Genomic DNA, 17481 nt, shown 5'->3' on the forward strand with positions numbered 1-17481 from the left:
TTGGCATGAACGACACTATCGAACGTCTTGCCGACGGCACCTTGGTCTTTCTGCCGGAGCGACTCAATCGTGATCCCGCCGTATTGCGGGGTTTGACCAATGATGAGATGTGGGTGGCGCTCGGTATCGGCGTTCTCGTCGGCCTGGTGTTGGGTGTTCCTCTGGCGATCGCCACCGCCTCCATTGCCGTGGCGCCTACCAGTATGATCGCAAGCATGGCGGTGGTGTTATTTGCCGGTGGCACACTGCTGCGTCGGGCCAAACGGGCTCGCCCCGAAACCTGGTTGTACCGCAAGCTCGAATGGGTATTGGCTAGCCGTTGGCGGCTGGGTCGCGGACGTTTGATTCTGCACTCCGGTGCCTGGACGGTTCGCCGTTCGCGTCAATTGCGCCCTGCCCTATCTCGGTGGCAACCATGAGCCGATTTCGAAACAAGGTCGATGCCCAGCAGGCTCATATCCTCAGCCTGCGTCTGGCGGTAACGATCCTCGCCATGCTCTGCGCCGGACTCTGGTATGGCTGGCGCTCGGCACCGACCGATTTGACCGTGCATGTTCCCCCGGATCTGCGCTCGGGCAGCACGCGCAAGTGGTGGGATATCCCCTCAGAGAATGTGTATGCCTTTGCCCTGTACATCTTTGGTCAGCTCAACCGCTGGCCCTCGGATGGCGAGCAGGATTATCGTCGCGCCATCTATGGCTTGCAGTCTTATCTGACACCCTCCTGCAAGACCTTCCTCGATGGCGATTACGAATACCGCAAGGCCGCCGGCGAACTGCGCCAGCGGGTGCGTGGCGTCTACGAAATTCTGGGCCGCGGTTACAGCGAAGATCCGGAACTCAGGGTCAAGCAACTCGATCGCGACAGCTGGCTGGTCACCCTCGACCTCAACGCCGACGAATATTATGCCGCCGAACCGGTGAAACGGGTGTTGGTGCGTTATCCATTGCGCGTGGTGCGTTTTGATCTGGATCCCGAGCGCAATAAGTGGGGGCTGGCACTGGACTGTTATCAGGGCACGCCGCAAAAAATTGCTCCGCCTGGAGGTGAGCCATGACGCGGATTTCTACCCTGGGGCTCACCATCGCACTGATGCTATGGGGAGTTGCAGCGCAGGCCGTCGAGCTGATGCACTGGGAACGCCTTCCCCTTGCGGTCCCGCTGGTTATCAATCAGGAGCGAGTGGTCTTTGTCGATGAGGCTGTTCGCGTCGGTGTGCCCTCAACCCTGACGGGCAAGTTGCGCGTGCAATCAACCGGCGGCACGCTGTACCTGCGAGCGTCGGAAGCCATTGCTCCGACCCGCCTGCAACTGCAATCGGTCTCGACGGGCGAGATTATCCTGCTAGATATCGCAGCCACCCCCGGCGATCAGCCTCTGGAGCCCGTGCGTATTCTCAAGAATGCCCAGGTGCAAGCTACCGAGGCTAAATCCAGCACCGCCCCTGTTCCAGAACGTACGCCGATCCCGGTCGCTTTGACGCGCTACGCCGCGCAAAGCCTGTACGCGCCGCTGCGCACCGTAGAATCCCTGCCCGGCGTACGCCGCGTCCCGCTCAAGCTGCTCACCGCACTGCCGACCCTGCTGCCGACTGAAAACGTGTCCAGCACACCCATCGCCGCCTGGCGACTTGGTGACTACTGGGTGACGGCGGTGAGGTTGCGTAATCGTGGTTCAGACACGGTGCAACTCGATTCTCGTCGACTGCAGGCGAAGCTGTTCGCCGCGACCTTCCAGCATGCTTTCCTCGGGCCTGTCGGCAGTGCTGAAGACACCACGATTGCCTACCTCGTCACTCACGGTGCCGGCCTCGAGCAAGCCGTGCTGCTCCCGTCCGTTGCGCGAGGTACTGACGATGAAAGCTAACGCCTTGCTCAGATGGCTAGTACCGGCTGTGCTGCTAGGCGTGGTGTTTATCATTCTGAAAACCTGGGTCGCGGGTGGCAGCACACCTTCTCCAGAGCACCCAATTGATCAGGGCAATATTCAATTATCCGCCGAGCAAGCAAAGTCGCTCGGTATTGCGGGGGATACCCCACGCGACACGGTTGCCACCCTGGTCGGCCAGGTGAAGGCCATGCGCAGCGACATGCTCGGCCTGAAAAAACATAACGATTCACTGCAGGCGGAGAACAACCGTCTGCGCGAGCGGGAAAACAGCGTTGATTCGCGCATCCAGACCGCGCTTGGCAGCGTGACCCAGCAGGTCGACGAAGGCCGCCGACAAGCTAACGAGGCCCGGCTCAAAGCGGAACAAGACAGTCGCCAGGCCCGTGGTCTGCTGACGCAATTGCAGGAACAGCTGTCGGGGCTGACCGGCAAGGGCAAGGACATTCCGATCGGATTGGGGCTTGAGCCGGGCGACGGGGCGCAGTTCGAAGGACAGCATTCTGCCAACGATGCGCTGCAGTGGATTGAGCCCTCGGATGCTCCGTCCACCGACGCCCGGGGCATAACCAAAACCGCGTCCGCCCTGAGTCTGCCGACTGCCTTCAACTCACTGGAGGGTTTGAAGGAAAATGCCATCGACCGCAGCCAGAAGCAGCTAGGCGCGGTCACCAACAATAAGCGCGACCTGGCGCGATCCGTCGATCGTGCCGAAGGCGCGAAACCGGTTTACACCATTCCTGAAAACGCAACATTGATGGGTTCGGTCGCCATGACTGCGCTGATCGGTCGAGTCCCGGTGGACGGCACCGTGAATGATCCTTACCCCTTCAAGGTGTTGGTCGGTCCCGAGAATCTGACGGCCAACGGCATCGACCTGCCAGACGTCGCGGGCGCCGTGATGAGTGGCACGGCATCCGGTGACTGGACCCTGTCTTGCGTACGCGGACAGATCGAGTCGATCACCTTTGTGTTTACCGATGGCACCATCCGCACGGTGCCTCAGCCGAAGACGGTAGCCAGCCGCAATGCCTCCACCCCCCAGAGCTCGAACACAGACAAGATTCGTGGCGGACTCGGTTATCTGTCCGATCCGTATGGCATTCCTTGCATTGCCGGTGAGCGCCGCTCAAACGCTCAGCAGTACCTCGGCAGCCAAAGTCTGATCACGGCAGCTGGCGCCGGTGTCGCCTCCTTGCTCGGGGATGGGCAGAACAACAGCAGCGTGATCAGTTCGGGCGGCAGTACGCTCGGAATCACCAGCAGCAGTGGTAATAGCGCGCTGAATTCAATTCTCAGTGGCGGGGTCAGCGACATCCGTGAGTGGATCAACAAACTCTACGGCGAAGCCTTTGCTGCCGTATACGTGCCGCCGGCCGCCCAAGTCGCGCTGCACCTCGACCATGAGATCACCATCGACTACGAGCCCAAGGGCCGGAGCGTTCGCCATGAAAAAGACCACGTCTCTCTGCCTGACCTGGATTAGCGTGTTTTCCTTGGTCCTGACGGGGTGTTCCACCGATAAGGAGACGCTGCTGCCCCATGGCGAGCAAACCATGCTGGACATCTGGACCAACGCCGGTTCGCAAGGCACTCAGCAGCAACTGCTGGATGCTCGGCAGCAGTTACGCCGCCCGTTAGCCCCAGCAGATTTCTCGGTCTCCCTCCAAGAGCCGTATACGCGTACAGCGGCGAACGAGATTCACAATCTGTTCCCTCGCCTGCCCAATCCCGATCTGGTGCTGTACGTGTACCCGCACCTGAGTGGTACCGAGCAGGCACCGATCCCAGGTTACTCGACAGTCTTTCCGTTCTACCAACGGGTGCAGTACGCATTGCCCGGTGAACGTCAGGAAGACTTGTAGTGCATACCGGCGATTCGGGCAGCCGCACTTCTGCGTGGAAAGCCTGGCGGCACCCATTGCGCCCTCGTGCCACCTTGGCCGATGAAGCTGCACTGTATGCACACAACCCCAGCTTCACCGATCATCTGCCTTGGGTCGAATACTTCGACACCGAGCAGTGTTTTCTACTGGATGACAATCGCTCGGTGGGGGCGGTGTTCGAGTTGCTGCCTATCGGCACTGAAGGGCGCGAACCCGATTGGCTTGTGACAGCCCGCGATGCCCTCGAAGACGCCCTGCAGGATAGCTTTGACGAACTGGACCAAGCGCCTTGGGTGGCGCAGTTTTTCTGCCAGGACGATAACGACTTCACCCCCTACCTGACGCGTCTCACCGATTATATTCAAGACAGCGCGCGAGGCACGGTCTTCACCGAAACGTTTTTGGAACTCAGTCGTCGTCATCTGAAGGCCATCGCCAAGCCGGGAGGTCTGTTCGAGGACAAGGCCGTCACGCGCCTACCCTGGCGCAGCAATAATCGACGGGTGCGCCTGGTGATCTATCGCTGGCTTGAGGATGGCATTGAGGAGATGGGACTTACCCCGGTGCAATCCCTACAACAGGCTTGCGAACGTATCGTGGCTTCGTTGCAGGCATGCGGGGTGCAATCGGTGCGAGTCGATGGCCACGGTCTGTATGCTTGGTTGTTGCCCTGGTTCAATCCGGCGCCCAGACTCACGGATGAAGCGCCCGAGGATTTCTACCAATGCGTGGCCTATCCGGAGTCAAGTGATGGCGTGTCACTGGAGTTACCCTTCGATCACGACTTCGCCGAGCGGCTGTTTTTCAACGAACCGCGTTCGGATGTGCAACAGGGACTTTGGTACTTCGATGGACAACCCCATCGGGTCATGGTGGTGGACAAACTGCGGCGGCCTCCCTTGATTGGTCAACTCACTGGTGAAACTCGCAAGGGCGACGCAGTGAATGCGCTGTTCGACCAGTTACCCGAAGGCACGGTGATGAGTCTGACCCTGGTGGTCAAACCCCAAGATGTGCTCGAGGAGCAGCTGAACCGTCTGGCGCGCAAAGCCATCGGTGAAAACCTGGCCTCGACCCAGACCCGCCAGGATGTTGAAGAGGCTCGCGCGATCATCGGCCGTCAGCACAAGCTATACCGGGGCACCCTGGCATTTTACGTGCGCGGTCACGATGAACAGCAATTGCACCAGCGATCGGTCAGCCTGGCCAACGCGCTGTTGGGCGCGGGGCTGCAACCGGTACGTGAGGGTGATGAAGTCGCCGCGTGCAACAGTTACCTGCGTTGGCTGCCGATGACTTACAACCCGGCCCGTGACACGCGCAGCTGGTACACGCGTCTGATGTTCGCCCAACACTTGGCAAACCTCGTCCCCATCTGGGGTCGCAGCACCGGCACCGGCCACCCGGGCATTACGCTGTTCAATCGTGGTGGCTCGCCGTTAAGCTTTGATCCGTTGTCACGCCTAGACCGGGCCATGAACGGTCATCTGCTGTTGTTCGGCCCCACCGGCGCCGGTAAGTCGGCCACCCTTGTCACCTTGCTGATGCAGGTCATGGCGGTGTACCGCCCTCGCCTGTTTATCGTTGAGGCCGGTAACTCATTCGGTTTGCAGGGCGACTACTTCGCAACGCAAGGCCTATCAGTCAATAAGGTCCAATTGAAACCTGGCGCCTCGGTCAGCCTCGCGCCTTTCGCCGATGCCTGGCGCCTGGTCGAGCAGCCGGATCAGGTGGCGAGTCTATCGATCGATGAGTGGGACGATGAGATGGTAACCAGTCGCGAAGACCAGCGCGATGTTCTCGGCGAATTGGAAATCACCGCCCGCCTGATGATCACCGGTGGCGAAGCCAAGGAAGAAGCGCGCCTGAGTCGAGCCGATCGCAGCTTGATCCGCGAGTGCATCCTAGATGCGGCACAGACCTGTGTCGCAGCGGAGCGCCAGGTACTGACTCGCGACGTGCGCGACGCGTTGCTGCGCGTCGCCACCGACCCGCACTTGCCAGAGAAACGTCGCGAGCGTGCCCAGGAAATGGGCGAATCCATGGACCTGTTTTGCCAGGGTTTCGAGGGTGAACTGTTCGATCGTGAAGGCACGCCTTGGCCCGAAAGCGATGTGACCATCGTCGACCTGGCCACCTATGCTCGTGAAGGCTACGAAGCACAAATGTCCATCAGCTACATCAGCCTGATGAACACCGTGAACAACCTTGCTGAGCGCGACCAGTATCTGGGCCGACCGATCATCATGGTCTCCGACGAGGGCCATATCATCACCAAAAATCCACTGCTGGCGCCATTCGTGGTCAAGGGGACCAAGATGTGGCGCAAGCTCGGAGCCTGGTTCTGGCTGGCGACGCAAAACCTTGCCGACTTTCCCACTGCCGCGCAGACCATGCTCAACATGATCGAATGGTGGATTTGCTTGAACATGCCGCCTGCGGAAATCGAAGAAATCGCACGGTTCAAGAAACTCACGCCGGCACAGAAGGCCTTGCTGCTCTCCGCCAGTAAGGAGCCGGGGAAATACACTGAGGGGGTTGTGCTATCGAAGAAGCTCGAGACGCTGTTTCGGGCCGTGCCGCCCAGTCTTTATCTCGCCCTGGCCATGACGGAGCCCGAGGAAAAAGCCGAGCGCTGGACACTGATGCAGAGCACCGGCTGCTCGGAACTGGAGGCGGCTTACCGGGTAGCTGAACGGATCGATAGGATGCGAGGAATTAAGTGAAACGGAGCTGATCCTTGGTTTCGATCAACCCGGCAGCAAATCCTTGAAAACCTTCTCCACGTAGGCTTGCATGAACCAGTCAGAGATCTCATCAGCACTGAATTCAAGGTCAGTCCCGTCTGTTACTTCAGCGAGCAGCACCAGATCAGCGCCGGAGTTATCAAAGATATAAGCCCGGTTCGAAGCTGCGATGGCTGCCGGCAATAGGTTCAGGCAACGACCGTAGCGCTGCACAATTTTTTCCGTGGGGACTGGGTGCCCACCTGCCGCGACACGGTTCTTGACCCTGTTGATATTAATGTCAGGATCTTCAGTGGCGACAAAGTAGAGGTAGGTTCGATATCCCGACGCTTTTGCCTTAAGCATAAAAGCGACTTTGTCCTCGCTAGACATCACCGTTTCGAAGGTGAAAGACAACTGGGCTTCAAGGAGCTTGTGCCGCATGAAATCAGAGAGCACGGAAGCAAAATAGGAGTTCATTGCCACGGTCTGAAAATTCAGGCCGTTGCTGCTGAAGTCTATTTTGGCCGCCTCTTCATCAAGCTGGGCCGACCGGATCAGGCGATGCGCCTTGATAAAACCGAGAACCTCATCACCTTTGGTTTCCAGCTGAAAATCGCTGAATTCCAGACGCCCGCCCTCTTTGGCAGCCTTTTCGATTTCATCCGGGTTGATATAGATACCGATCAGGTGGGAATGGACGGCACTCTTCATCGTGCTTTTGCCGGAACCGTTAGGACCGGCAAACATCCTCAGCCGAGGGACAGTCATGAGCAGCGGTGCACCTTGATAATCCCGCCCAAGGTCACTTTATGCTTGGGCTTGGCCACTCGAATAACCTTGTGCTTACCATCAGCAGTCGTCTCAACGAGCATGCCGTCCATGACTTCCATCACGCTGCGTCCGGCCGCCAGCGCGTTGATATAGGCCGTATTGATCGCACCTTCAGCCATGGCTGGGATTTTACCCTCCAGTCGGCTCACCAGATCGTCACTCAACACTTGGTCGGCTTTCATATCGCGCTCCACGTTCTCAGAGCGTGCAGAATCTGCACTTATCAGAATCCTAGCTAGGTAAATCTGTTTATCACAGACCAACGCCACTTCTGTCAGATCTCCATTCTAGAGGAATGGAGCCTGGAACCATACCTTCCAGTAAATTTTCCCGTGTAGGCCATATCGTCAGGGTTGGAGCCGCACGGCTACGGTGAAAAGCCTTGAAGCCGTTGCTGAATTCTCAATAAAAATCCTGCTTCGAAAGCATCCTGAGATTCTCCTGCCGGACAAGTCTTCCGTGCCTGCGTCAGTTCCCACCACAGCGGTACGTTACCGGGTGTATTAAGCCAGGCCTGGGCGCATTGCACGCCACGTTCGATCATAGGCGCAAACTCGATGCCCCACGGCGTCAAAAGACTCGGGCAGCCGTCCGCCGCCGGAATTGAAACGTAATTTTCGTCCATAGACACCTTAGCTTTCGATTTAATTATTAATGCTGGGTCTGTCCCAAGCAGCATAGAAACAAAATTGGCACTTCGCTTAAGCTTCAAAAAAGCGCCCGAATCAGAGCCATGTAGACTATATCCCGTGGATTGAGAGTCCCTCAAGGCGCAGTTTGCGCGCATGACTCAAGACTTCGAACAGCTCCGTCTGCAACTCGCGGATAATATCCGCTCGATGCGACGCGTGAAGAACCTTACCCAGGAGCAATTGGCGCTCATGGCCGAGGTGGATCGTACCTACGTGAGCCAAATCGAGCGAGGGGTAGGCAACCCGTCGTTATTGGTCCTCTGCAAACTCGCCAACATTTTCGAGATCAAAACGGATCAGCTGCTCATCGAGTCTGACGCGCTTGCTCGTACGCTGAGCGCTGAATGACTCTCTGCTGATTCAGAAGATCGCTGTAAACCGACTATCCTGCGTTCGACTTTCTCACTGACACCGCTCTCTCGATCATTGAACCTGTCCAGGCCATACACCCAGAGCCTGGATCATGTCTGCTGCCTGCCTGCATATTTCGCCCCAGAAGTTACATCCTTTGGTGCTGAGCATTCTGCTGGCATCCGGGTCAAGCGTGGCGCTGGATACTAGCAGCATTACCGCCTCCATGCTTTCTCTAGATTGCATCGAGTACAGGATCGTCGGCGTCTGCTTCTGGTTGCTCTGCACCCCCTTCGGCTGCACGGTTAAAACCTCAACCAAGGTTCGTCATTTCATTCCTGAACTGGTGGTCTCCAGCTATGCCACCACCGGTAGCAATCCGTGGACCGAGATGGCCGCGCTCTCCTCTCCCACCAGCGGTGCGGAAGGCGGTGGTAACCTGATCACGCCGAACACCCAGCGCGATAACCTGCCTCGTTTCAAAAATGTTGATGCCATCGGTCACCCCGGCGGCTGGGCCGCCACGCAACTGGCCTCGCAATCCGGCTACGCCTGCGCCAGCGGCGCCACTGCGTTCATGCCCTATTACCTGAGCACTTTGGACTCACTGGCCTGGCGTCATGGCATCCCGGAAAGCCTTTACCCCGAGTCGCTTGTGCCCGGGATCCGTGAAATCGGTCGTCAGCTCGCGGGCAACATGTGGGGCAACGTCTATCCCAGGCAAGGATTTTTGGTGCAACCCGACGACTTCAAAGCCGCTGCGGTGATGGCGCAGCGAGCGGGTGACGTCATTACCCGCAACTGGCAACCGCACGTGTATGTCCCACTCACACCCGTACCACGCGATGGTTATTGGCCGCCTGGCCCAATCGTTGAAAACGACGCTTCGACCCACAAATGGCAATTGCTCTCTCCCGTGGTTCAACCCACATGTGCCATCTTCCCCAGCGATCCGGTGCAGAGTGCGGATGGAGGCTACGCCTGGTCGCTGTGGCGTCCTTATAGCTGCTGCAAGCGTGAGGGACAGACCTTCCTGTTCAGCATCGACTTCGAAGGTGGTGCTTCATGAGGCGGCTTCTTGCAGGACCATGGTTGGGCCCGATGAGTTTGTTGCTCTGCGGACTGCTCGCCGTGGCCACGCATGCCCACGCCGCCGAGGACGATTACCGTCTAGGCACTCAAGGCGAAGTGCTCGACGACCGGGTGATGTACACCATCGGTGGCGGCTCGGCAGCGGGCTCGCCGAGCTCGCTCTATCGCCCCAACGGGCTCGGTGTCGGCGGATCCTGGCAAGCGAACATGATGTGCGGAAACATGAGCCTCACCAACACCCTGCAAAACCAGTTGAACGGCGTCACCGAAGGGTTCCAGCAGATCATGGGCAGCATTGTGCAGAACGCGACCCAAGCAGTGATGTCGCTGCCGGCGTTGATCATCCAGCGTGCCAACCCGGGTCTCTATGAGTTGTTGAGCAACGGAGTGATGCAGGGGCGTATCGACTTCGACCGTTCTAAGCTGACCTGCCAGGCCATGGCTGAGAAGATGGCGGACAAGGTCGGTCAAGCCGGCTGGGGCGCATTGGCCAAGAACCAGGAGATGCAGGGCAACCTCGAACAAACCGGCGGTGATGCGGTGGCCGCGGTGAAAAACACCGAGGCCCGTAACGGCAATAATGGGGTGTCATGGGTCGGCGGGCAGAAGGCTGGAGGTAGCGGACAAACACCCATTCGGGCAACCTCCGATGTGGTGCGCGCGGGCTACAACCTGCTGCATAACCGGTCCGTGGATGACAGCGCCTCGATCAGTAGCAGTGATTGCCTGGGCGGCGCTATTTGCCAAGCATGGACCTCACCCCAAGAGGAATCCGAATGGGCTGTTCGAGTGTTGGGCGAGACCGAAGTCGCGACCTGCGACACTTGCGAGACTCTGCGGGCTACCGCTGGCAGCGGACTGACGCCGCTGATCCAGGAGGCCTACAGTGAACACCTCAAGACCCTGCAAGGTCTGTTGTCCGGCTCATTGTCGCCTACCCCTGACAATCTGAACAACGCCTCCAGCCCGATGCTGCCAGTGACCCGAGGCGTGATCGAAGCCTTGCGCGACGATCCCGATCAGGATCTGTTGGCGCGAAGCTTGGCCAGCGAGACGGCCCTGTCCAGCGTGCTCAATAAGGCGCTCCTGCTACTGCGCACCCTGCTGGCAGGCAGCCACGAACCGAACATCGCTTCAGCCGAGCCGGCCCAGACAGCCTTGACGAAAAACATCGACACCCTGGAGCGCGAAATACGTCTGCTACAAATCGAGCTGCAGGTCCGGCAGATGCTCGCAACCAATACCGCCAGCCTTGTACTGGATCGACATGCCGGAGGTGCCGATGCGTCGCGCACCGTCGAGCAAGGCGACCCTGAACCTGGCCGACTCAACGACGCTGACGCCAGGCGCAAGTGAGCCATGAAACGCTCACTGCTATTCACTTTGCTTTCAAGTCTCTGGGTTGCAGCAGTGATGATCCTGACCGCCGCACTGGTCGCCTGGATCGGCCGCACTGCGCTGGGCAGTTTCGAGGTCTGGCAGCAAACCTTGGAATCGATACGGCCTTATCTGCGGTGGTGGCGCGCCCTGCTCTACGGCGTCCTCTTTGCGCTCTGGTGGGACCTGCAAAGGCGCTACCGACATCGACCGCAGGACCGACTGCGCGTGAAACGCGCCGGGACATTAGGGCTCTTACTCTTTACCTGCGTCGAGCTCACTCGATTGTGAGGTCACCACCATGCTCATGAGCACCAACAGCTACCTGGAGTTTTACCTCTCCCTGCTGGCATGGATCATCAACAACGGTATCTGGAACGTCCTATCCGATACTGGGCTGTTCGCCGCGCCCTTTGGTGCAATCATCTTGCAAGAATGGTTGTCGGCCCGTCAGCAAGGCGCGGATGAAGGCAACAAAGGATTGCTCTCTGTACCGCGGATAGAGAACCGGCTGTGGCTGGCCTACATCGTCGTCTTGTTCGGCTGCGCGCCGGTCTTTCCATTGAGCCTCACGTCAATGACGTTCGATGATGCAGCGAGCCAGCGCTGCGGTATCAGTGTGGCTAAGCCAGCAGAAACCGCCTGGGGGATCACCTTCAATACCATCGGCGAACGCTCCGCCAACGTGCCAATTTGGTGGTTTCTGGTGCACGCCTTGAGCAAAGGGGTGACGGCGGCGGCAACCGCCTCCATTCCTTGCGCACCGGATATCCGGCAGATGCGCATGGAGATCGACAGTTCGCGCATCGACAGTCAGGTTCTGCTGCAGGAAGTCGCCGATTTTACTCGCGACTGCTACGGCTATTCCCGTTCACGGCTGTTCACCAATCGCCCGCAGTTGGACAAGGCACAAAGTCATGAGGCGTCCTGGATCGGCTCAAGCTATTTTCTCGATACGCCTGGTTATTACGACACGGATCGCTCACGGACACCGCGAGTCAGCTGGCCCTATGATGAAACCCGCGATATTTCCTTGCCACGGTTGGAGAATGGCGCGGGCTACCCCACTTGCAAACAGTGGTGGAGCGACAGTGGTGTCGGGTTGCGAGCGCGCTTGATCGAGCAAGTCGATCCTTCGCTACTGACTCAGTTGAAAGGCTGGTTGACTGATCGCTCAAGCAACGAGATTGAGAATGCCACGCTTCGCGAACTGGTCAGCCCGCGCCAGCAATCAATGTCCATGTCGCCCGGACAGGTGTACCAGGACTATGGCTCCAGTGCTCGCGGCGGGTCGATCAATCAGGGGCTTAATAACCTGGCCACCAACACTGGGCTGGCCCTCGGCTCCTTCAGCAACTTCCCGGCGATGAATGCGCTACGCGCCGCCCTGCCCATGGTGCAGGCTTTCCTGATCATGGGTGTCATCATCAGCTTGCCGCTGATCCTACTGGTCAGTACTTACCAGCTAAAGACCGTCATGACGGTGACGTTCGCGCTGTTCACGTTGCACATGCTGACCTTCTGGTGGGAGCTGGCCCGCTGGGTCGACTCCAGCATGCTCGATACCTTGTACAACCAAGTATCGGCATCCAATCAGGCGCTGCTGTCGCTGCCGACATCCGGATTTATGGATGGGACCGTGACGGCGCAGGTGATTGAGTATGTGATGGGGGCAATGTTCATCGTACTGCCTATGCTGTTCCTTGGAGCTATGAGCTGGACAGCATATGCAGTAGGAAACGGGATTCAAGGCATGTTGGCGAACGGCAGCAAAGCCGCAAGTGACTCAGCAAGCAAAGGCACGGATCAAATAGTGGGGGCGGCTAGCCGCTCAATTAGATGATTTGCTGTCGCCGATGTAATGCCCGTTGTCGTCAAAATCACCGATGTAGAGGTCGGCACCAAGGTAGTCTGGACCGGGTGCCGCCTCTTTAATATCCGCATCAATGGCAGTCTTGGATACCAGAAGTCCAATGACAGCAATCATCGTCACCACAGAAGCGACCAACCAGAAACCGATAAAAAGCAACCCAAGGATGAATGCCAGCTTCGTAATTAGAATGGTCCCGCGAACCAATAGCCCACCAGCAGGCATACCTGTCGCGACTGCACGTTTAGCCACACGAGATTCAAATCCTTTCAACCTGCGATAAACACGTTTTACCGACATACCGCATGCATATGCCCAGCGGTGTGCGCGGGAGAGTTGAACTGGCTGCTGAGCCGGCATGATTGCGCCCTCTTCTGAGCGTATTCCTTTGGAAATCGAGATTACAGCCTACTACTGAAAATCGCCCATGCTTAACCGTTTATCAGCTTGCTCGGTCGAAAAACTCTTCACTGGAAGACAGAAGACGCAGCTCGTGAACCAGCGCCTCTATGGCCGTTGACCCATGCATATCATTCAGCTACATAGAGGATACGGATCGCTGTTATCGACAGCACCTTCCCAGGTAGCCAGCGCCTTCAAAGCTACGTCACTCCGGTGATGGTTCCCCCAAGTGCGATTAGCGTTCGGTAGCTCGCACGATCATCGTTTTTACGGTGATGAACGCCTACTGCTCTTCCGAGCGCCTTTCGAGCTCGGCTCGTCCCAAACCCTTTTCTTTTTTTCAACCCACCGCGGGGAAATTCCTTCCCTATGGGACAGGTTTCTTCGCGCTATCAACGGAGGCACACCATGTCCGACTCACTCACAAGCGAAGCACTGACCACTCCGCGCTTGCCCGTTGTGTTCACTCCAGACGCGTGGCAACACGCAGTATTGCTCGATGGTTCAAATCATTCTGAAAAACTGCAGCTCGATAGGCTGAGCAACATCGTACGCGCAGCCTTCAAAGCACACCTGGCCGATCCAAACGCACCCTACGTGGTGTTTGAGGTAGCCAAGTTCGTCTCAGCGAGTGATGCAGATCATGAACCATTGCTGCGACTAAGCCTCAGCCAGCTTCAGGCAGCAGACCAAACTAACGCCCTACTGATAGCGCTTGCGGAAGAGCAGCAACGCTGACCGCAAATGGCCAGACTCTGCCACTGATCCACACTTAGACTGCGCGCAGTCCTGCATCCAATCCAACCAACACCCACCGGGGAACCCTCCCCGACGGGAAAGGCGTTCCTCCGTTTTCTCCGAGGAAAATGCCATGCGCAATATCTACCAAGACGTGACTGACAAGATCGTTAACGCGTTAGACCAAGGCGTAGCGCCCTGGATCAAACCCTGGTCTTCAAGTGGCTCAGCTGACGTCGGTCATCACCAACCCTACCCCATCAACGCCATCACCCAGCGTCCCTATTCGGGCATCAATTTACCGTTGCTCTGGGCCGAGGCCAGATTGCAGGGGTTCACTCAAGATCGCTGGCTGACCTTCAATCAAACCAAAAAAGCTGGCGGGCACATTCGTAAGGGTGAGCACAGCACCCTGGCAGTGCTCTACAAGCCGATGGAGCGCGAGGAACAGAACGAATCAGGCCTACCCGTACTTGATGAAAACGGTCAGCCCAAGGTCGCTCACTTTGGCATTCTCAGGACGCATTTTCTGTTCAACATCGAGCAAACGGAGGGACTCGAAACACTCAACGAAACCTCGCTCGAGACGGAACCGAGCGATCCCTTCTTCCCCAACGCCGCTGCAGAAAGTTTGTTGCTAAGTTCAGGCGCTAATATCATTCATCGATTTGCCGACGAAGCCTTTTACCACCCGATCAGGGATCTCATCCAACTGCCGGCAAAATCGCAATTCCACGATCAAGGTGGATACTACGCCACCGCACTTCACGAGCTGACGCACTGGACCGGACACCACTCTCGATTGCAGCGCGAAGGCGTGTCCTCTCCGTCTCCCTTTGGCTCGCAAGCCTATGCATTTGAAGAGTTGATCGCCGAAATGGGCGCCGCTTTTTTATGTGCCTACGCCGGTATACGGGGAGAGCTTCGGCACGAGGGCTATATCGACTCCTGGCTCGGCCTGCTCAAGGCTGACAACCGCGCGATTTTCCGCGCCAGTGGCCAGGCCCGATGCGCTTCGGAGTATGTGCTCAACCTGGAGCAGCAACGGAAGCAGACGGTAATGGATGACTCGCGATGCATGAACGATGGAGCTTGATCGTCACCTCGCCGCTGCAAACGCTTCATAGGGTCCTACACGAGTTGGACCCTTTTTCTATGCCCAGAAAAATCCCTACACCGCGGAACTCTGACGCAAAGAATATGAGGTAATCCCGTAACAGCAGCACGCCGTTACGTATCCAGATTCTCCGCCAGGTAATCCACCAGCTCGAGTGGACTTCGGCTGTCGATCACCTTGTAGATCAGACCACGTTTGCTACGCGGTAGCTTCTTGACCACGCTCTTCGCCGAAGCCCTGACGGCTTCGTCTGTTCCATGGATACGTGCCGCGAGCAGCAGTATGAGCGTGGCGTCAGTGAGGTTCATGGCAAGACCCGATAAAATTCGCACCGCAGTGTACCGACACTTTCCTTTTTCGTACCAGCATGCGCATCCAATAAAACGGCACCATGACAAATCGATATTCCGATTGCCGCATAAAGGGAAACGCGTCAAAAGGACCGGTAAGGGTGGGAAGGGAATGGGGAGCCAAGGGTAAGAGCCCTATCCGAAAAGGCTAAAAGGCCACTGATTCTGCCAGTTCCCGGGAGGACCATGATGCTCAGTCTGTTTCGGCACAAAAGGCAAAAGCCTCCTCCGTCACCCACCGTAAACGTCGCCGATGGGTACCTGCCCATCGAATCGTCCCAGAGTTTGTTAGCAGCCGAGCATCGCCGCCAGTTGCTTGATCGCATTTGGCAGTACACCGCCCTCTCCCATCCGCAATTCAGCCAGCTCTATTTAAATCCAATCCATCGCTACGCCGAACTGGTCCAACAACTCCCGGCCAGCGAGACGCACCATCATGCTAATCTCGGCGGCATGCTCGACCATGGGTTGGAGCTGGTTGCTTGCAGTTTGAAATTGCGTCAGTCGTATCTGCTTCCCACCGGCGCCGCACCCGAAGACCAAGCCGCCCAGACCGACGCTTGGTCTGCTGGCATCGCTTACGGCGCCCTGCTGCATGACATCGGCAAGATCGCCGTGGACCTGCTGGTCGAACGCCAGGATGGCCGTGTCTGGCATCCTTGGCAGGGATCCCTGGATCAGCCCTACCGTTTCCGCTACCTCAAGGGTCGCGACTACCACCTGCATGGCGCGGCCGCAGGCTTGCTCTACAACCAGATTCTCGACCGCTCAATCCTCGATTGGCTCAGTGGATTTCCATCGCTCTGGGCCAACCTGCTGTATGTTCTAGCAGGTCAGTATGAGCGTGCCGGCGTGCTCGGTGAGTTGGTGATGCAGGCAGACCGTGTTTCCACCGCACAGAACATCGGCGGAAACCCGAGCAAGGCGCTGCAAGCGCCGATTCATTCGCTGCAACATCACTTGATCAGCGGACTGCGTCATTTGGTTCAGCACGAGCTGAAACTCAACCAGCCGGGTGCCTCGGGATGGCTGACGCAGGACTCACTGTGGCTGGTCAGCAAGACAGTCACGGACAAGCTACGAGCCTATCTGTTGTCGCAGTCGATTGAGGGCATTCCCTCGTCCAACCTTGCGGTGTTCGACGAGCTGCAGTCACATGGATTGGTTGAGTCCACGCCGGAAGGCAAAGCCATCTGGACCGCGCTTGTGGCACAAGGAAACTGGCAGCAGAGTTTCACCTTTCTGCGCCTTCAACCGGCACTGATTTGGGGGAACGAAGACCGGCCTGAGGCTTTCAGCGGAACGGTGAGCATTGCGGCCCATGACCACTCAACTGACACCCCGGTACCAACACCAACGCCCGAGACGGTCAATACCAGATCAGGTCAAAGCCAACCGCAGCCGGATCCCATCGGGCTAGAGGATGCCGATTACCTCGGCACGCTGCTGGACATGTTCGAGTTAGAGAAGCCTGAGGCCAGCGATGCACCCTCCGCAAGTACTCTCGAAACCTCAAATCCCCTTCCGGATAACCCTGGTCAGGCATTCCTGAATTGGGTCAAGGAAGGCATTCTGAGCCACAAGCTGATCATCAATGACAGCAAGGCCAAAATCCACACGGTGGATGGCAGCGTATTTCTGGTCACGCCTGGTCTCTTCCAACGCTACGCGCAGGAGTTTCCTGGTATCTCACAGGGTGCCGATCAAGGGATTGAAGAATGGCGTTGGGTGCAGAAGCAGTTCGAGAAACTGAAGGTCCACAGGAAGCGAGGCAACGGCCTAAACATCTGGGCGTGCCAAGTGCAAGGCCCTAGGAAGAGAACCACCTTGAAGGGCTACTTGATTGAGGATCCAAAGATTTTTTTTGAATTGATGCCACTCGATAATCCTTTCCTCAAAATCGAAAAAGATTAAATTTCAATGGCACCCCATTGGTGGGAACCGAAACACAGAGTTGATTCTGGAATTCACATTCGAGATTTTGCCGCTCTATTCTCCATCCCAAGGCGCTCCCCTTCTTTTCGCCAACGGCAACTTTGGGTCGAACGCAACCCTTAGCGTCATGGGGCAAGCGTCAGGCTGTGTAAAAACGCATCCGTCACTTTTAAGTCTGCGTTGCTACGGGAAATCTGACGTCGCCCGTCTGGTTAGTAAAGCAA

19 protein-coding genes are annotated in these 17481 nt (G+C 57.6%); 14 read left to right on the forward strand and 5 right to left on the reverse strand.

Annotated elements, in window-relative coordinates; translation table 11 throughout:
• Positions 1–5 precede the first annotated feature (5 nt).
• Genes AOA60_RS31710 through AOA60_RS31735 form a run of 6 tightly spaced genes read left to right on the forward strand, consistent with a single transcriptional unit; the run spans position 6 to position 6499 of the window.
• On the forward strand, positions 6–419 hold the full coding sequence (locus AOA60_RS31710; protein WP_099587639.1) for a TIGR03750 family conjugal transfer protein: 414 nt from the start codon (positions 6–8) through the stop codon (positions 417–419).
• Complete coding sequence (locus AOA60_RS31715) at positions 416–1057, forward strand: PFL_4703 family integrating conjugative element protein (RefSeq protein ID WP_099587640.1); 642 nt, start codon at positions 416–418, stop codon at positions 1055–1057. The genes AOA60_RS31710 and AOA60_RS31715 overlap by 4 nt, the downstream gene beginning before the upstream one ends.
• Positions 1054–1866 carry a TIGR03749 family integrating conjugative element protein gene (locus tag AOA60_RS31720; RefSeq protein ID WP_099587641.1) on the forward strand — a complete coding sequence of 271 codons (813 nt, stop codon included), beginning with the start codon at positions 1054–1056 and terminating at the stop codon, positions 1864–1866. The genes AOA60_RS31715 and AOA60_RS31720 overlap by 4 nt, the downstream gene beginning before the upstream one ends.
• Entirely contained in the window at positions 1856–3373 is a 1518-nt protein-coding gene (locus tag AOA60_RS31725; protein ID WP_099587642.1) for a TIGR03752 family integrating conjugative element protein, read from the forward strand. The genes AOA60_RS31720 and AOA60_RS31725 overlap by 11 nt, the downstream gene beginning before the upstream one ends.
• Complete coding sequence (locus tag AOA60_RS31730; RefSeq protein WP_099587643.1) at positions 3336–3752, forward strand: TIGR03751 family conjugal transfer lipoprotein; 417 nt, start codon at positions 3336–3338, stop codon at positions 3750–3752. The genes AOA60_RS31725 and AOA60_RS31730 overlap by 38 nt, the downstream gene beginning before the upstream one ends.
• On the forward strand, positions 3752–6499 hold the full coding sequence (locus AOA60_RS31735) for a conjugative transfer ATPase (RefSeq protein WP_099587644.1): 2748 nt from the start codon (positions 3752–3754) through the stop codon (positions 6497–6499). Before AOA60_RS31730 ends, AOA60_RS31735 begins: the two co-directional genes overlap by 1 nt.
• 24 nt (positions 6500–6523) lie before the next feature.
• On the opposite strand, the gene AOA60_RS31740 is transcribed toward AOA60_RS31735, so the two are convergent.
• The 3 genes from AOA60_RS31740 to AOA60_RS31750 all read right to left on the reverse strand — a co-directional run bounded on the left by AOA60_RS31740 (position 6524) and on the right by AOA60_RS31750 (position 8045).
• Positions 6524–7270 (reverse strand): zeta toxin family protein, encoded by a 747-nt coding sequence (locus AOA60_RS31740; protein WP_099587645.1) that lies wholly within the window; start codon positions 7268–7270, stop codon positions 6524–6526.
• Positions 7267–7515, reverse strand: a complete 249-nt coding sequence (locus AOA60_RS31745; RefSeq protein ID WP_027603218.1) for a hypothetical protein — start codon at positions 7513–7515, stop codon at positions 7267–7269. Before AOA60_RS31745 ends, AOA60_RS31740 begins: the two co-directional genes overlap by 4 nt.
• Before the next feature lie 185 nt (positions 7516–7700).
• Entirely contained in the window at positions 7701–8045 is a 345-nt protein-coding gene (locus AOA60_RS31750) for a LasR-specific antiactivator QslA (RefSeq protein ID WP_256592916.1), read from the reverse strand.
• 73 nt (positions 8046–8118) lie between these two features.
• Between AOA60_RS31750 and AOA60_RS31755 the strand changes: the two genes are divergently transcribed.
• The 5 genes from AOA60_RS31755 (at position 8119) to AOA60_RS31775 (ending at position 12688) form a co-directional block, all read left to right on the forward strand.
• On the forward strand, positions 8119–8373 hold the full coding sequence (locus AOA60_RS31755; RefSeq protein ID WP_099587646.1) for a helix-turn-helix domain-containing protein: 255 nt from the start codon (positions 8119–8121) through the stop codon (positions 8371–8373).
• 115 nt (positions 8374–8488) lie between these two features.
• Positions 8489–9445, forward strand: a complete 957-nt coding sequence (locus tag AOA60_RS31760; RefSeq protein ID WP_099587647.1) for a TIGR03756 family integrating conjugative element protein — start codon at positions 8489–8491, stop codon at positions 9443–9445.
• Entirely contained in the window at positions 9442–10824 is a 1383-nt protein-coding gene (locus AOA60_RS31765; protein WP_099587648.1) for an integrating conjugative element protein, read from the forward strand. The genes AOA60_RS31760 and AOA60_RS31765 overlap by 4 nt, the downstream gene beginning before the upstream one ends.
• A gap of 3 nt (positions 10825–10827) precedes the next feature.
• The gene (locus tag AOA60_RS31770; protein ID WP_099587649.1) at positions 10828–11136 is read left to right on the forward strand and encodes a hypothetical protein; all 309 of its coding nucleotides are present in this window, start codon (positions 10828–10830) and stop codon (positions 11134–11136) included.
• 10 nt (positions 11137–11146) lie between these two features.
• On the forward strand, positions 11147–12688 hold the full coding sequence (locus AOA60_RS31775; protein WP_099587650.1) for a conjugal transfer protein TraG N-terminal domain-containing protein: 1542 nt from the start codon (positions 11147–11149) through the stop codon (positions 12686–12688).
• Here the strand turns inward: AOA60_RS31775 and AOA60_RS31780 are convergent.
• A complete protein-coding gene (locus AOA60_RS31780; protein ID WP_099587651.1) occupies positions 12677–13075 on the reverse strand; it encodes a DUF3742 family protein in 399 nt (132 codons plus the stop codon). The genes AOA60_RS31775 and AOA60_RS31780 overlap by 12 nt on opposite strands.
• Before the next feature lie 450 nt (positions 13076–13525).
• Between AOA60_RS31780 and AOA60_RS31785 the strand changes: the two genes are divergently transcribed.
• Both AOA60_RS31785 and AOA60_RS31790 read left to right on the forward strand, forming a co-directional pair.
• Complete coding sequence (locus AOA60_RS31785; protein ID WP_099587652.1) at positions 13526–13855, forward strand: hypothetical protein; 330 nt, start codon at positions 13526–13528, stop codon at positions 13853–13855.
• A gap of 133 nt (positions 13856–13988) precedes the next feature.
• Positions 13989–14951, forward strand: coding sequence for an ArdC family protein (locus AOA60_RS31790; RefSeq protein WP_099587653.1), 963 nt, complete (start codon positions 13989–13991; stop codon positions 14949–14951).
• Between the two features lie 134 nt (positions 14952–15085).
• Here the strand turns inward: AOA60_RS31790 and AOA60_RS31795 are convergent, their stop codons facing one another.
• A complete protein-coding gene (locus tag AOA60_RS31795; protein WP_099587667.1) occupies positions 15086–15280 on the reverse strand; it encodes a hypothetical protein in 195 nt (64 codons plus the stop codon).
• Between the two features lie 231 nt (positions 15281–15511).
• On the opposite strand from AOA60_RS31795, the gene mobH reads away from it, so the two are divergent.
• A complete protein-coding gene (gene mobH, locus AOA60_RS31800) occupies positions 15512–17236 on the forward strand; it encodes a MobH family relaxase (protein ID WP_099587654.1) in 1725 nt (574 codons plus the stop codon).
• Positions 17237–17481 lie beyond the last annotated feature (245 nt).

The sequence above is a fragment of the Pseudomonas sp. 2822-17 genome, assembly GCF_002742485.1.
GTDB lineage: Bacteria > Pseudomonadota > Gammaproteobacteria > Pseudomonadales > Pseudomonadaceae > Aquipseudomonas > Aquipseudomonas cyclaminis.

Excerpts from the sequence above, each read along its gene's own strand:
- AOA60_RS31790 (WP_099587653.1), top strand. The coding sequence starts at position 13,989 with ATGCGCAATATCTACCAAGACGTGACTGACAAGATCGTTAACGCGTTA.
- AOA60_RS31785 (WP_099587652.1), top strand. The coding sequence starts at position 13,526 with ATGTCCGACTCACTCACAAGCGAAGCACTGACCACTCCGCGCTTGCCC.
- AOA60_RS31725 (WP_099587642.1), top strand. The coding sequence starts at position 1,856 with ATGAAAGCTAACGCCTTGCTCAGATGGCTAGTACCGGCTGTGCTGCTA.
- AOA60_RS31760 (WP_099587647.1), top strand. The coding sequence starts at position 8,489 with ATGTCTGCTGCCTGCCTGCATATTTCGCCCCAGAAGTTACATCCTTTG.
- AOA60_RS31765 (WP_099587648.1), top strand. The coding sequence starts at position 9,442 with ATGAGGCGGCTTCTTGCAGGACCATGGTTGGGCCCGATGAGTTTGTTG.
- AOA60_RS31740 (WP_099587645.1), bottom strand. The coding sequence starts at position 7,270 with ATGACTGTCCCTCGGCTGAGGATGTTTGCCGGTCCTAACGGTTCCGGC.
- AOA60_RS31780 (WP_099587651.1), bottom strand. The coding sequence starts at position 13,075 with ATGCCGGCTCAGCAGCCAGTTCAACTCTCCCGCGCACACCGCTGGGCA.
- AOA60_RS31720 (WP_099587641.1), top strand. The coding sequence starts at position 1,054 with ATGACGCGGATTTCTACCCTGGGGCTCACCATCGCACTGATGCTATGG.
- AOA60_RS31710 (WP_099587639.1), top strand. The coding sequence starts at position 6 with ATGAACGACACTATCGAACGTCTTGCCGACGGCACCTTGGTCTTTCTG.
- mobH (WP_099587654.1), top strand. The coding sequence starts at position 15,512 with ATGCTCAGTCTGTTTCGGCACAAAAGGCAAAAGCCTCCTCCGTCACCC.
- AOA60_RS31715 (WP_099587640.1), top strand. The coding sequence starts at position 416 with ATGAGCCGATTTCGAAACAAGGTCGATGCCCAGCAGGCTCATATCCTC.
- AOA60_RS31770 (WP_099587649.1), top strand. The coding sequence starts at position 10,828 with ATGAAACGCTCACTGCTATTCACTTTGCTTTCAAGTCTCTGGGTTGCA.
- AOA60_RS31775 (WP_099587650.1), top strand. The coding sequence starts at position 11,147 with ATGCTCATGAGCACCAACAGCTACCTGGAGTTTTACCTCTCCCTGCTG.
- AOA60_RS31730 (WP_099587643.1), top strand. The coding sequence starts at position 3,336 with ATGAAAAAGACCACGTCTCTCTGCCTGACCTGGATTAGCGTGTTTTCC.
- AOA60_RS31795 (WP_099587667.1), bottom strand. The coding sequence starts at position 15,280 with ATGAACCTCACTGACGCCACGCTCATACTGCTGCTCGCGGCACGTATC.
- AOA60_RS31745 (WP_027603218.1), bottom strand. The coding sequence starts at position 7,515 with ATGAAAGCCGACCAAGTGTTGAGTGACGATCTGGTGAGCCGACTGGAG.
- AOA60_RS31755 (WP_099587646.1), top strand. The coding sequence starts at position 8,119 with ATGACTCAAGACTTCGAACAGCTCCGTCTGCAACTCGCGGATAATATC.